Origin of the sequence: Candidatus Nitrosotalea sp. FS (assembly GCF_011319475.1) — an archaeon.
Classification (GTDB): domain Archaea; phylum Thermoproteota; class Nitrososphaeria; order Nitrososphaerales; family Nitrosopumilaceae; genus Nitrosotalea.
In genome coordinates this window covers 11813-12068 of sequence record NZ_RCMC01000181.1, presented here as the reverse complement: position 1 = coordinate 12068, position 256 = coordinate 11813, and the positions used below count along the sequence as shown (strand labels likewise).

The following is a 256-nucleotide window of genomic DNA, read 5'->3' as shown; positions in this document are numbered from 1 at the left end:
CATCACAGGTATGACTGGAATCCAGTAAAAATACTGGTTATAGCCTATCAAATACAAGAAAATCAAAAAGGGAATAATCCATGTTATGATAAAATAGTCCCTTCGGATTGCCGCAAAAACCATGGCAGCTGATGCAAGCCAAAACAACACTGGGTCTATCTGTGCAAATGTTTTGGTGATTGTATACAGATCAGAGCCTCCAGTCCTATGTGTTTGATAATAAAATACATCATGTATCCAGTTGGATAGGTGCCCC

At 39.1% G+C, this 256-nt stretch carries 1 pseudogene; it reads right to left on the bottom strand.

Features of this window, described 5'->3' with window-relative positions:
* A pseudogene (locus DYY66_RS13080) lies at window positions 1–256 on the bottom strand (glycosyltransferase); the annotation flags it as partial.